11 protein-coding genes and 2 pseudogenes are annotated in these 12,799 nt (G+C 72.9%); 3 read left to right on the top strand and 10 right to left on the bottom strand.

Annotated features, from left to right (window positions below; all coding sequences use genetic code 11):
• Window positions 1–6 precede the first annotated feature (6 nt).
• The 7 genes and pseudogenes from A4E84_RS44195 to A4E84_RS01680 all read right to left on the bottom strand — a co-directional run.
• Window positions 7–87, bottom strand: a pseudogene (locus A4E84_RS44195) (DUF3618 domain-containing protein); the annotation flags it as partial.
• Complete coding sequence (locus A4E84_RS01700; protein WP_237304773.1) at window positions 63–428, bottom strand: phage holin family protein; 366 nt, start codon at window positions 426–428, stop codon at window positions 63–65. The gene A4E84_RS01700 and the pseudogene A4E84_RS44195, both read right to left, overlap by 25 nt.
• A 70-nt stretch (window positions 429–498) precedes the next feature.
• Window positions 499–1,107: a hypothetical protein gene (locus tag A4E84_RS01695; RefSeq protein ID WP_062924830.1), complete on the bottom strand. Its 609-nt coding sequence runs from the start codon at window positions 1,105–1,107 to the stop codon at window positions 499–501.
• 12 nt (window positions 1,108–1,119) lie between these two features.
• Complete coding sequence (locus A4E84_RS42790) at window positions 1,120–1,260, bottom strand: hypothetical protein (RefSeq protein ID WP_159029544.1); 141 nt, start codon at window positions 1,258–1,260, stop codon at window positions 1,120–1,122.
• A 141-nt stretch (window positions 1,261–1,401) separates the two neighbouring features.
• Window positions 1,402–3,654, bottom strand: a complete 2,253-nt coding sequence (locus A4E84_RS01690) for an MMPL family transporter (protein WP_062924829.1) — start codon at window positions 3,652–3,654, stop codon at window positions 1,402–1,404.
• A 57-nt stretch (window positions 3,655–3,711) separates the two neighbouring features.
• Complete coding sequence (locus tag A4E84_RS01685; RefSeq protein WP_062924828.1) at window positions 3,712–4,674, bottom strand: DMT family transporter; 963 nt, start codon at window positions 4,672–4,674, stop codon at window positions 3,712–3,714.
• 88 nt (window positions 4,675–4,762) lie between these two features.
• Window positions 4,763–5,584, bottom strand: coding sequence for a chitosanase (locus A4E84_RS01680; protein ID WP_062924827.1), 822 nt, complete (start codon window positions 5,582–5,584; stop codon window positions 4,763–4,765).
• A 192-nt stretch (window positions 5,585–5,776) separates the two neighbouring features.
• Here A4E84_RS01680 and A4E84_RS45615 point away from each other — a divergent pair.
• Both A4E84_RS45615 and A4E84_RS01670 read left to right on the top strand, forming a co-directional pair.
• A pseudogene (locus tag A4E84_RS45615) lies at window positions 5,777–5,866 on the top strand (hypothetical protein); the annotation flags it as partial.
• A gap of 185 nt (window positions 5,867–6,051) precedes the next feature.
• A complete protein-coding gene (locus tag A4E84_RS01670; RefSeq protein ID WP_062924825.1) occupies window positions 6,052–6,234 on the top strand; it encodes a hypothetical protein in 183 nt (60 codons plus the stop codon).
• Between the two features lie 91 nt (window positions 6,235–6,325).
• Here A4E84_RS01670 and A4E84_RS01665 read toward each other — a convergent pair whose 3' ends face one another.
• Window positions 6,326–7,054, bottom strand: a complete 729-nt coding sequence (locus A4E84_RS01665) for an ankyrin repeat domain-containing protein (protein WP_062924824.1) — start codon at window positions 7,052–7,054, stop codon at window positions 6,326–6,328.
• A 211-nt stretch (window positions 7,055–7,265) separates the two neighbouring features.
• Here A4E84_RS01665 and A4E84_RS01660 point away from each other — a divergent pair, with 211 nt between their 5' ends.
• On the top strand, window positions 7,266–9,398 hold the full coding sequence (locus A4E84_RS01660) for a SpoIIE family protein phosphatase (protein ID WP_062924823.1): 2,133 nt from the start codon (window positions 7,266–7,268) through the stop codon (window positions 9,396–9,398).
• Here the strand turns inward: A4E84_RS01660 and A4E84_RS01655 are convergent.
• Window positions 9,389–10,054, bottom strand: a complete 666-nt coding sequence (locus tag A4E84_RS01655) for a GAF and ANTAR domain-containing protein (RefSeq protein WP_418082252.1) — start codon at window positions 10,052–10,054, stop codon at window positions 9,389–9,391. The two genes, A4E84_RS01660 and A4E84_RS01655, sit on opposite strands and share 10 nt — an antisense overlap.
• 157 nt (window positions 10,055–10,211) lie before the next feature.
• Window positions 10,212–12,779: a SpoIIE family protein phosphatase gene (locus tag A4E84_RS01650; RefSeq protein WP_079128820.1), complete on the bottom strand. Its 2,568-nt coding sequence runs from the start codon at window positions 12,777–12,779 to the stop codon at window positions 10,212–10,214.
• Between the last annotated feature and the right edge of the window lie 20 nt (window positions 12,780–12,799).

Here is a 12,799-nt window from a genome sequence, read left to right as displayed (position 1 = left end):
GCGGTCGGCCAGTCGGGAGACGTCCTCGGACAGTCTTTCCCGGGTGGATTCGATGTCGGCCCTTATCTGGTCGGGTGCCGTGCCCATTGCATGTCCTCCTTCAGCGTCTGCATGGTCTGCTCCGGCTTCGGCGACACGGTGCGCATCCGCGCGCGGCCCCGGCGGTAGAGGACCAGGCCGACCACCGCCCACACTCCGGTGACGATCAGCGCGGCCCATCCCGTATCCATGACGTTGGCCAGGGCGAACATCGCCGCCAGGGTCAGAAAGACCGCCACCATGTAGCCGGCGAAACCGGCTCCGCCGAACATCCCGGCCGCCTTGCCCGCCTTCGTGGCCTCTTCCCGGATCTCGGCCTTGGCCAGTTCCGCCTCCTGGCGCAGCAGCTGCTGCACGTCCGACGTCACCGTCGAGAGCAGCTCTCCCACCGAGCTGTCCTCCTGCCCGCGGTGCTTCGGAGCGTGCCGATGCGGGGCGTGTGGCGTGAGCGACGACATCTCAGACCTCCCCGTGACCCGGCAGCCCGGACGGCACCGCGTCCTCGGGCAGGCTCCGGGAACCGGAGGTGGGCGGCTGCGCCGAGCGGTCCGGTCCGGGACCGTCGGCCTTGCTGCCGGCCTTACTGCCGGCCTTGGCGAGCCGTCCGACGGCGAATCCGGCCACGACCGCTCCGCCGAGGAAGGCGCCGGGGCGCCGGCGGGCGAAGTCCTGCAGGTCGTCGACCAGGCCGCCCACGCCCCGGGTGTCCAGGTAGTCGGCGGCACGGTGTCCGCGGTCGGCCGCCTGCGTCACGAGGCTCCTGGCGGGTGAGTCAGCGTCGGCGCTGTCCGCGAGACCGGACAGGTCGTCCGCCCACTGCCGCATCACCTGCGCTCCGCGCCGGGTCTGGCTCTCGGCTTCCTCGGTGACCCGCGTCCGCAGATCCCCGGCCATCGCACCGGCCTGAGCCCTGGCCTCGCCGGTTACGGCTCTGACCTGGTCGGTGGCGGTGCCGACGACCTGACTCGCGCCTTCCCTGGCCTGACCGGCCGTGGCCGAGGCTTCCTGTTTCGCCGTCTGCCCGGCCTGCTGGGCACGACCGGTGCTCTCGTTCACCATCTCGCTCATGGGCCCTCTCCCTCAGGCACCGCCCGTGGATTCGGTCTCGTCGGGATCCGGACCGCCCGCGGCGACGGCGTACGCCGTCCACCACCGCGCGTCGGCACGCCCGGCCGGTGCGGGGCTCGCCGCCGGCTTCCCGATCCGGCGGCCGTCCCGCACGCACCCTCCTCGATTAACCACAGCAACTAGGTCAAAACAGAAAAATGGGATTTTTCGGGCCCGGGGGTTCGGGATGACGAGGGAAGCCGTGGCAAGCAGCCGATGCCGTACGCGAGTTGGGGCAGCGTGGGCGGTCGCGTCTCAGTGAGAGGCCGAACGCGCCTCGGCCTGTGCCCCCTCGGCGGCGATGTGCGGCACCACCCGGTCCAGCCACCGCGGCATCCACCAGGCGTGCCGCCCGAGCAGTGTCATCACGGCCGGCACCATGAGCAGGCGTACGACGGTCGCGTCGATGAGCACGCTGACGGCCAGTCCCAGTCCGAGCATCTTGACCACGATGTTGTCGCTGACGACGAACGCCGCGAACACGCTCACCATGATCAGCGCGGCACAGGTGATCACCCGGGCCGTGATCTCCAGGGCGTGCGCGACCGATCCCTTGGCGTCCCTGCTGCGGAGCCAGGCCTCATGGACACGCGACAGCAGGAAGATCTCGTAGTCCATGCTGAGGCCGAAGACGATGGCGAACATCATCATCGGCACGTAGCTCTCGATGGGCACCTTGCCGTGGACGCCGAGAGCGGGACCGCCCCAGCCCCACTGGAAGACCGCGACGACCACCCCGTACGACGCGGCGATCGACAGCACGTTCAGGACGGCCGCCTTGACGGCGACGAGCAGCCCCCGGAACACGGCCAGGATGATCAGGAAGGCCAGACCCACCACGACGGCGATGATCACGGGCAGCTGGGAGGCGACGATGTCACGGAAGTCGACCTGGGTCGCCGTCGTACCGGTGACGTACCCCTTGGCGTCCGTGCCCTGGACGGCGTCCGGCAGCGTGTCGTCGACGAGACGGTTGGTCAGGTCCGTGGTCGCGGCGTTCTGCGGGGACTTGGCCGAGTAGACCGTGCCCGTCAGGATGTCCCCGTCCTGCGTGGGCGTCAGGGGAGTGACCACGGCGGCGCCTTGGACCTTGTCGAGTGACTGCTGGGCCTTCGATGCCAGGGCGGAGCGCTGCGACTGCGGCACGTTCGTCTGGTCGATGACGACCGTGAGCGGGCCGTTCGAGCCGGGCCCGAAGGCGTCGGCCATCAGGTCGTACGCCCGTCGGTCGGTGAAGGAGGCCGGGTCCGCGCCGTCACCGATGTGCCCGAGCTGGATGGAGAACAACGGGATCGCGAGGACCGCGACCACGACGACCCCCGCCGACAGGAACGACAGCGGTCTGCGCTCCACCCGCTGCGCGTACCGGTGCCAGGTGCCCTGCGGCGTGTCACCCGCCCCGGCTTCGGTCTCGGCGATGGGCGGGCGCACGTGGTAGCGGTCGATGTGCCGGCCGATGAGGCCGAGCAGGGCCGGCACCAGGGTGAGCGCGCCGACGACGGCCGAGACGACGGTGACGGCGGCGGCGAGACCGAGCAGGGCGATGAAGGAGACCCCGGACGCGGACAGGCCCGCCAGCGCGATGATCACCGTGCAGCCCGAGACGAGAACGGCATGGCCGCTGGTGCTCGCGGCCTGGCCCGCCGCCCGCACCGGGTCCATGCCGTCGACGAGGTTCTGCCGGTGCCGGGTGAGCATGAACAGGGCGTAGTCGATGCCGACGCCGAGGCCGATCATCGTGGCCAGGGTCGGTGAGACCGTCGCGAAGGTGAAGGCCGCCGCCAGCAGACCGAGGATGGCGAGCCCGCCGACGACGCTGATCAGTGCGCTCAGCAGCGGGACGACAGCGGCGATCACGCTGCCGAACCCGACGAGCAGCACGATGACCGCCACGCCGAAACCGATCAGTTCGCTCACCCGGTCGTCGGCGGACGGCCGGGCGAGCTCGCCGAGCGGTCCGCCGTACTCGACCTCCGCCCCGGCCGACCGCAAGGGCTGCACGGCGGTGTCGACTCCGTCGAGGTAGTCGTCGCCGAGTGTCGAGGGCTGCACGTCGAAACGGACGGTGATGTAGGCCGTCTTCTTGTCGTCCGACAGCGGCCCCACGTTCTGTTGGCCGCTCGGCGTGCTCGGGGCGGACAGCGGGTTCTGGGCGGACAGCACGTGCGGGAGCTTCTCCAGATCGGCGACCGTGGTGGACACCTGGGAGCTCAGTGCGGTCAGAGGCTGCTGGTCGTCGTGCAGCACGATCTGGCTGCTGTAGCCACCGGCCTGGGGATCGTGCGCCTTCAGCACGTCCAGGCCCTTCTGGGCCTGCGCCTGGGGCAGGCTGAAGTCGTCGGAGTACGACCCCCCGAATTCACGGCTGACGACCTGCAGCGCCACCAGCGCCACCAGCCAGGCGACGATCACGATCACGAAGTGGCGTGCGCACCACTCGCCCAGCCGCCGAAGCACACCCCCGCGCGAGGCCTTCGTGTCCCCATCACCGGTATGGCTGTGCGGCATGGACGTCGTCTCCTGTGTCGGCCGGGAGGTGCGATGGCCCATTACATGCGCGCGTGATCACTCCGGCGTTTCAGGCACGCGGACTCCCCGGGACTCCCGTCGTCCGTTCCCCCGAAAGGCCCGACCCCGCGGGGCCCGCTTGCGCTCCGCCCGCCGCAGCGCTCCCGACCCGAGTGCCACGCCGAGCCCCACCAGCGCACTGCCCGCCGCCTGCGCGGGGCCGTAGGAGCCCGTGCCGACGAGCGGTGCGGTGCAGGCCGCCGCGACCGGGATGAGGCCCGAGAAGAGCGTGGCGCGCTCCGCGCCGATGCGCTGCATGCCCACGTACCAGCACACGAACCCGACCACGGTGACCACCACCGCCTGCCACAGCAGCGCGGCCGTCTCGACGGTGTCCGGACGTCGCAGCCAGCCGGCGCCGTCGACGAGCAGCCCGGCCGCCGCCGACTCCAGCGCGGCGACCGCGCACACCGTGGCGGACAGCAGCCGCGGCCCGAGCGGCCGCAGCACGGGCACCGCGAGCACGGCGAACCCGACCTCCCCGGCCAGGGCGCACACGGAGAAGGCGATGCCGGTGCCGTCCGTGCGCCCCCAGCCCTGCACCGTGAAGGCGCCGACGGCCACCAGTAACGACCCGTACAGCACCACCCGTTGGGGCCTGCGCCCGTCCAGGAGGGGTACGAGCACGGCGACGGCCACCGGTGCGCAGCCCACGAACACGCCGGGCACCGCGGGTTCCGCCGTGCGCTCGGCGGCGATGACGGCCAGGTTGAAACCGACCATGCCGACCGCGGCCAGCAGGGCGAGACGGGCCCACTGGCGGGATGTCAGGGCCCGTAGCCGGCCGACGGCGCCCTTCCCGGCCACCGGCACCAGAAGCAGGCAGGCCAGTGCGTAACGCAGGAACTGGCCGCCCGCGTAGGGGTAGTCGCCCAGGACGCTGTTGGCGGTGAAGGACCCTCCGACGAGGACGCAGGCGAGCGCGGCGAGCAGGGCACCGCGCGTGGTCGTGGCGTTCATGGGAGTGACGCTAGGCAGCCGGGCGGCCCGGGCCGGGGTCCACTTCCCTGCCTGCTTGGTGGACCAATTCCCGCCCGGGCCGGTCGTGTCAGCCGATGTGGTAGCTGTCGCCGTAGACCTTCCAGTCCAGCGGCGGGTTCAGGTCGAGGTTGCGCCGGCGCAGGAAGACGCGCTGAGCGGTGTCGACCCGGCTCGTGTCGCTGTGTGCCTCCTCCTGTTTCATGGCCCACACCCGTGCGTCCAGGAAGGCGTCGAGGTACGTCACCTCGTCACCGCCCTGCGCCGGTGGCTTCGCCGTGCGCAGCGCGCGCCTGCGGATGTTGCGGAAGCTCAGGGGGTCGGTGCCGTCGCCGTGCATGACGATGGCGTCGTAGTACGCGAACTGGCCGAGCACGCGCAGCCCGTCCGCCTTCCCCTGCCGGACCGCCGGGCCGAAGTACACCCGGTCGCGCTCGTCGTCCTGGGCCCGCTGGAACGCGGTGTCCCGGGCAGCGCGGCGCCAGTCGCCGGGGAAGCCGGGGTCGAGTCCGGCATGCGAGTCCGAGCCGTTGACCTCGCGCAGGGCCGGCACGTACTTCGCGAGGACGTTGCCGGGCCTGCGGTCGGTGTAGAGCTCCACGAGGTCGAGCATGTCGCCGGTGCCGGAGCAGAACCCGATGATGCCGGCGGTGTAGCCACGGCCGTCGCGGATGTCCTCGATGTACTGGTACTGCGCCTTCCAGTCGAGCGAGGAGTTCTCGGCGCTCGACACGAGCTGCATGGCGATCTCCTTCTTCGCCGGGTGGTCGAGCCCGGTCGCCCGCACGGACGCCGTGGCGGCGGCGGGTTTCAGGAAGGGGGTGGCCGCGAGGGCCGCGCCGAACAGTGTCAGGGCGGTGCGGCGCGTCGCCGGGGTGGCGGGGTGTCTCACGGGGCCTCCAAGCAGAGTGGGGGGTGGAAGAGCTGCCGTGCAGAACTGATAGGAAGGTTTCCTATCACTTCGACGCCGTAAGAGGAACCGCCGAGGTGAAAGTTCTTACGGTCGAACAAGCGAGCCGCTCGGCCAAAAGCGATCAGCTCGATCCGGCTCTTCGGCGTCTCGGTCCGCATCGGCCCCGAAGACGTGGCCGAGACCGCACTGCGCTTCGTCCTGAGCGCCCCGGCCGTCTCGACGGTCGTCCCCGGGATGCGCAGCCTCCGCAACGTCGAACGCAACACCGCCCTGAGTGACGGCCGCCCGCTCACGGACGACCGGCTGGCCACCCTCGCCCGGCACCGGTGGCGCGCGACTTCTACGGCTGAGCGACGCCACGGGAACCAGAAGCCCCTCCCGCACGTCAACCTTTTGCCCACCAAGGGACGAACGGTCGGACCGACCAGCCGGAGAGGGGATTCGCCGTGGACGAGGCGACGACGCAGCAGGGGAGCGAGGCGGAGGGCGCGGCCCGCCGGGCCCGCTTCGGGTCACTGCCGGAGCCGGTGCGCGTGGAGGACATGGTCGAGGAGCGGGCGGCGAGCGTGCCCGACCCGGCGCGCACCGCCTACAACCAGGACGAATGGCTGGTGCGCTACTGCCTGTGAGGCGCCCCGCGCGCTGCCGGGCGGAGGAGGGCGCCGACCGCGGTGGGGGTCCCAGGCCGCGCGGCCCGGACGGGCCTGGTGAAAGAGCCCCTCAGGCGCCGCTCTTCGCGCCCAGGCCGCGCAGCCATCGCACGACGTCGTCGGCGTCCTGGGTGCGGGCGACGTCCAGCGGGGTCATGCCGTCGTAGCCGCACCAGTCGGGGTCCGCGCCCCGTTCGTGGAGGTACTGCGCTGTGGGCAGGTGACCGCCGTGGCAGGCGCCCCAGAACGCGCTGGTGATCTCCTCCGGTGACAGCGCCTCGTCCGCCTCGACGCAGGCCCGGACCCGGTCGAGCAGACCGAGCGTGGCAGCGTCCTGGAGCGTGACGCGGGCGCCGTGCTCGACGAGCCGGTGCGCGGCGCGCCACTGCCCGAAGCCCCGGGCGTCGGCGAGCGGGGTGCCGCCGCCGATCACCGCCCCGGGCGCCTCGATGTCGGCCCCGGCCGCGATCAGCGCGTCCAGGACGGGCACGTCGTTGCTGCTGGCGGCCCAGTGCAGCGGCGTCTCCGCGTGCGCACCGTCGAAGCGGGCCTGCGGATCGGCCCCGGCGGCCACCAGGAGCGCGACCACCTCGGGGCCCCTGGGGAAGTGACCGGGCCAGTCGGCCGCGATGTGCAGGAGACTGCGCGTGCCCTTGCCGTCCTCAGCCTGCTCGGTGATGCGTGCGGCGGCGAGACCGGGATGGTCGGCGAGGAGCCGCCGGAGCCCGGGCAGATCCCCGGCGCGGATCGCCTCCGTGACGGCGACGGCCAGCGGGTCCTGCGATGTCAGCGTCTGCAAGCCGGCCTCCCATTGCCGTCAGGGCTCCCGATTCTGCCAGCCGGCGTCCTCCCGCACGGCCGCCCGCGGAAAACGGCCGGACCAGCGCTTCCGGCAGCACTGCGGCCCCGCTTTGATACCTGCACAACCGGCGCCAAACCGGGCATCCGTCCGCATGACATGCCCGGACGCTCCGCCAGGCGTAGCGTCCGGGTAGGAGCGGGAGGACACCATGCCCGGGAGCAACGAGCACCCCGGCGGCGCCGGATCACCGGACGACGCCCTGGGGGCGGCCCTGGCCGACACCGTGCGCGGCACGGGCGCCTCGATCGGTGGCCTTTACCTCATCGAGGAGGCCGAGCCGGTGCTGCGCCTGGTGGCCCTGTGCGGTCTGCCGGTGGCCTTCTCCGCCCCCTGGCGGCGGCTGCCCCTGACCGCGCCGGTCCCGGTCGCCGACGCGATCCACGACGACACCCTGGTCAGCGTGGCCGGCCAGGACGACATGGCCCGCCGCTACCCCCGCGCCGCCGCCGTCCTGCCCTACCCGTTCGCACTCGTCGCCGTCCCGCTGACCGGCGTACGCCGCGCCTGGGGCGGCCTCGTGCTGATGTGGCCCGCCGGCCGGCCGCGCCGGGTCACGCCACGGGAACGCGGCCACATCACCTCCAGCGCCCGGCGCATGGCCCGTCTCCTGGACGACGCTCCCCGGCCGCCGTCCCTGCCCGAGCTGCCGCGGGTCGTCCCCGTGGACGCCACCCGCCACCCCGCGCAGACCGGCCTGGCCGCCGCCGACTACCTCGAACGCCTCCCCGAGGGCGCCCTGGCCCTCGACCTGGAGGGCCGCGTCACCTTCATCACCGCCACAGCGGCCCGCCTGCTCGGCCGCGGCGCCGACCGGCTGCTGGGCACCAGACCCTGGCAGTCCCTGCCCTGGCTCGACGACCCCGTCTACGAGGACCACTACCGCACGGCGGTGGTCAGCCGCGCCCCCGTCTCCTTCACCGCGCTCCGCACACCGGACCAGCCGCTGACCTTCCAGCTCTATCCCGACACCAGCGGCATCAGCGTCCGCGTCCTGCCGAGCGGGGAGCAGGCCGAGGACCCGCCGTCCGCCGGCGCACGGCCGCCCGTCGCGGCACCGACGGGACGCCTCTACCAACTCGTGCACCTGGCCGCCGCGCTCACCGAGTCGGTGACCGTACGCGACCTCGTGGCGCTGATCGCCCACCAGATCCTGCCCGCCTTCGGCGCCCAGGGCCTGGTGCTGTCCGGCGTCGACGCCGGGCGGCTGAAGATCACCGGCCACCACGGCTACCCGGCCGAGGTCATGGAGCGGCTCGACGCCCTGTCCCTGGACACCGACCTCACCCCCGCGGGTCAGGTCCTCGCCAGCGGCACCCCCGCCTTCTTCGCACACCCCGCGGAACTGGCCACCAGCTACCCCAGAGCACCCCAGATCAGCGGCAAGCAGGCCTGGGCGTTCCTCCCCCTGATCATTTCCGGCCGGCCCGTCGGCTGCTGCATCCTGTCCTACGCCCAGCCGCACACCTTCACCGCCGACGAACGCGCCGTCCTCACCTCGCTGTCCGGCCTGATCGCACAGGCCCTCGACCGCGCCCGGCTCTACGACACCAAACACCGGCTCGTGCACGAACTGCAGCGCGCCCTGCTGCCCCGGGCCCTGCCGCGCCTGCCCGGCCTCGACGTCGCCGCCCGCTACCTGCCGGCCGGCCACGGCACCGAGGTCGGCGGCGACTTCTTCGACGTCCTGCGCGTGAACGACACGACCGCGGCAGCCGTCATCGGCGACGTGGAGGGCCACAGTGTCGCCGCGGCGGCCCTCATGGGCCAGGTCCGCACCGCCATCCACGCCCACGCCACCGCCGGCGCCTCACCCGGCCAGGTCCTGGCCCGCACCAACCGGCTCCTGGCCGACCTCGACTCCGAACTGCTCGTCTCCTGCCTCTACGTCCACCTCGACCTGGCGGGACGGCAGGCGTCCTTCGGGAGCGCGGGACACGTGCCGCCGCTGCTGCGTCACGCCCGGCACCCCGCCCGGGTCCTGGACGTCGACCCGGGTCCGCTGCTGGGGATCGACACCGGCGGCGACTACCCGGTCACCACCGTGCCCCTGTTCGCCGGCACGACCCTCGCCCTCTACACCGACGGCCTGGTCGAAGTCCCCGGCACCGACGTCACCCGCACCACGACCGACCTCGCCGGGCAGCTGGACTCCGGCGACGGGCAGGACCTGGAGCGGCTCATCGACCGGCTCGTACGCCACACGACACCCACCGGACAGCACACCGACGACATCGCGGTTCTCCTTCTGCGCGCCATACGCCTGCCGGGCGGTCAGACCTGACCGGACGCCTGGGCCCGGACCCGCCGGGCCACGTCGCGCAGCTTGAGGTTGTGGTTCTGGGAGATGCGCCGCAGCACGCCGAAGGCCTCGGCCTCGCTCAGCTGATGGCGCTCCATCAGGATGCCCATGGCCTCACCGATGGCGTGACGCGTCTCCAGGGCGTGTTCGAGCTGGTCGACGGTACGGGCGGTGGACAGGGCGACGGCGGCGTGGGAGGCGAGCAGCCAGCCCGCCGACTCGATGTCCTTGCCGAACGCCCCGGGACGGCGCGAGTAGAGATTCAGCGCGCCGAAATCCTGCTCGTCGGTGTAGAGCAGGACGCCGGTCATGCTGCCGATCCCGAGATCGCGAGCGGCCCGGCTGTAGCGCGGCCAGGACGGCTGAGGCCGGGTCATGTCCGCGATGCGGAACAGCCGCTCACCGTCCACGCGGCGCGCGGCGTCGAAGCAGGGACCCTCGCCGAGTTCGCCCTGCAGCCGGTCCGACTCCTCGACGAATTCGCCGCACACGGCCAGCGTCACGGCCCGGCCCTTCGAAACCGTCAGGATCCCCGCCGCGTCGCAGCCCTCGACCAGCTCCACCGCCGCCGCCGAGACCGCGTCCAGCGTCGCCTGCACCGAATCCTGGGCGACCAGATCCCGGGCGAGCTGCGCCATCTGTTCGGCGTACCGCCGCCACTCCACCGCCACCACCGCCTTGCTCGCCGGTCCCGCCCACGGTACTCCGCGCCGCTTCGCACGGCCGTTCGCCAATCGGCCGGGTGTCCGGACATCCGGGCATCCGGCCGGCATGCCCGGACGCCCGGCACCGTATTCACCGGTACGCCGTCAGCAGCAGCGCCACGTCGTCCGGCCGCTCCCGGGCCCGCCGGGCCGTCCCCACCAACCGGTCGGCGAGATGCTCCACCGAGTCCGCCGGGGTCTCGGACAGCCGGCGCCGGACCGCGTCGATACCCGTCTCGATGTCGCTGCCGGGCCGCTCCACCAACCCGTCGGTGTACAGGGCGAGAACGCTGCCGGGGGCCAGCGTGAGCGCGGTGACGGGGTACACGGAGTCGGGCTGCACGCCCAGCATGACGCCGCCCATGAGATCCAGGGTCTCGGCCCGCCCGTCGGGGTGGCGCAGCAGCGGCGGGGGATGACCGGCCCGCACCGCCAGGGCCCGTCCGGTGCCCGGGTCGAGCTCGATGTAGCAGCAGGTGGCGCAGACGTCCGACTCCAGGTCGGTCAGCAGCCGGTTGGTGTGCGTGATGACCTCCTGCGGCGGGCGCTCGCTCGCGGCGAAGGCGTGCACCGCGCTGCGCAGCTGCCCCATCACCGCCGCGGCACCGACACTGTGCCCCTCGACGTCCCCGATGACCAGGGCCACGCCACGGCCGGTGGTGATCACGTCGTACCAGTCCCCGCCGATCGCCATGCCCTGCGTACCGGGCAGATAGCGGCCGGTCGTGCGCAGACCCTCGACGGCGGGCAGGCGGTGCGGCAGCAGCCCCTCCTGGAGACCGCGGGCGACGGCGGACTCCGCGTCGTAGAGCCGGGCACGCTCCATCGCCTGGGCGGCCAGGCCGCTCAGCGCGGTGAGGGCGGAGCGCTCGTCCGGGGTGAAGCGGTGCGGGGCCTCCCAGCCGAGGATGCACGAGCCGACCGAGTGCCCGGAGGCGATCAGCGGCAGGAATGCCCAGGCGTTCATGCGGTCCAGGGTGATGCCGGGATAGGCGAGGGAGAGGTCCTCCGGCGACTCGAAGAACAGGGGGAGCCGGGTGGTGAGCGCGTGGACGCCGGGCAGCTGTGTGTCGAGGGTGACCCCTTCGAACGGGGTGAGGAAGCCCTCCGGATATCCCGACTCCCACAGGAGGTACATCCGGCCCTCGCGGACGGTGTACAGCGCCAGTTCCCGGGCGCCGAAGGCGGGCAGCAGCTGCTCGGACACCGCCCGGCAGACGTCCCGCACGGTGACCGCCTCGGTGAGCACGCTCGCCATCTGTACCACGTGGTAGAGAGCTCCGGCACGCGCGGCGGCGACCGGCCCGGGCGGGGGCGCTGCGGCCGCGACGCCGGGACCGGCGGCGGTAGCGGCCTCAAGACCCTGTTCGCCCCCGGTGGGCGGCCCGGTCGGGGAGACCCGGCCGGTCAGCCCGTGCACGTCCGGGTACAGCACGAAGCTCAGCCAGCTCCCCCCGGGATGCCGGACGAGGAAGGACACCTGCTCCTGCGACAGCATCGCCGCCCGGTAGCGGTCCTCGTACGCCGGGTCCCGGAGCCAGGTGATCACCTCCCACGGATAGCGGCCGAAGAGCTCCTCCCGGCCGGAGTCCAGCAGCTCCTCGCAGCGGCGGTTGGCGTAGGTCAGGCGGCCGTCCTGGTCCAGGGAGAAGATCCCGTCGGGCAGTCGCTCGGCCGCCTCGGCCGCGGTGAGTCCGCCTGCGGCGTCGACGAGGGCGCCCACCAGGATCCGCGGGCAGCCGGCTCCGCCGTGCACGAGGTGCCCCCACAGTTCGACCGGTCGGTAGCCGCTCTCCCCCGCGCCCCGTGACTCGTCCCGCACCCGGAAGTGCCGGGACCTGACCCGGCCGTCGGCCAGCGCGTCGTGCCGGCTCTCCCGCAGTTCGTGCAGGTCGTCCGGGCTGACACGGGACTCGATGTCCGCGATGGCGCCGCCGTAGTCCGCCCGGTCGATGCCCAGCAGGGCGAGGGCCTCGTCGTCCGCCGAGCACCGGTCGCTGTCCAGGTCCCAGTCGATGAGCCCGACCCGGACCGGATGGGCGCCGGAGGTGGGCAGCCGCACGCTGATCGGCTCGTCGTCGTACTCGACGCGACGGGCGGCGGCGCCCGCGCCGGGCGGGCGTGCGGCCAGGCGGTGCAGGCGATCTCCCATGGCCCGCTCGGCGGGACGCAACGCGCGGTCCACCGTCTCCGCGTCCATCGGCGTCCGGGTGGCCGAGCGCAGCACGACCAGGACGCCCACCGCCTCACCGCCGGTCCGGACGGGCTGGTAGGCGGAGCCGAAGGAGTAGGGGAGACCGGCGGTGAAGTGCGGGAAGCGCACCATCGTGGCGCGCTCGTCCGGCAGCCACAGCGTCTCGTCGCGCCGGTACGCCTCCGCCATGGGCAGAGCACCCCCCACCGGCACCCGCCACCAGCTCTTGAGCAGTGAGCGGGGCACGCCGGTGACCATCGCGAGCACCAGCGAGCGCCGGTCGCGGGAGCGCAGGTAGACCAGTCCGCCGTAGCCGTCGAGGTCTCGCACGGCCTCCACCAGCGGGTCCGTCAGGGCATCCTCGATCCGGCCCGGGCCCGTGGCGGGGGCCCGGCTCCCAGCCCCGTCCCGGCTCCGGCCGTCGGCCGACCGCGGCCCGTCCGGTACGGCGGCTGCCTCATCCATGTCGCGTCCTCCCGGTACGG

Source organism: Streptomyces qaidamensis (assembly GCF_001611795.1).
Classification (GTDB): Bacteria; Actinomycetota; Actinomycetes; order Streptomycetales; family Streptomycetaceae; genus Streptomyces; species Streptomyces qaidamensis.
This window is presented reverse-complemented; position numbering and strand designations above follow the sequence as displayed.

Excerpts from the sequence above, each read along its gene's own strand:
- A4E84_RS01695 (WP_062924830.1), bottom strand. The coding sequence starts at position 1,107 with ATGAGCGAGATGGTGAACGAGAGCACCGGTCGTGCCCAGCAGGCCGGG.
- A4E84_RS01690 (WP_062924829.1), bottom strand. The coding sequence starts at position 3,654 with ATGCCGCACAGCCATACCGGTGATGGGGACACGAAGGCCTCGCGCGGG.
- A4E84_RS01685 (WP_062924828.1), bottom strand. The coding sequence starts at position 4,674 with ATGAACGCCACGACCACGCGCGGTGCCCTGCTCGCCGCGCTCGCCTGC.
- A4E84_RS01660 (WP_062924823.1), top strand. The coding sequence starts at position 7,266 with ATGCCCGGGAGCAACGAGCACCCCGGCGGCGCCGGATCACCGGACGAC.
- A4E84_RS01655 (WP_418082252.1), bottom strand. The coding sequence starts at position 10,054 with ATGGCGCAGCTCGCCCGGGATCTGGTCGCCCAGGATTCGGTGCAGGCG.
- A4E84_RS01650 (WP_079128820.1), bottom strand. The coding sequence starts at position 12,779 with ATGGATGAGGCAGCCGCCGTACCGGACGGGCCGCGGTCGGCCGACGGC.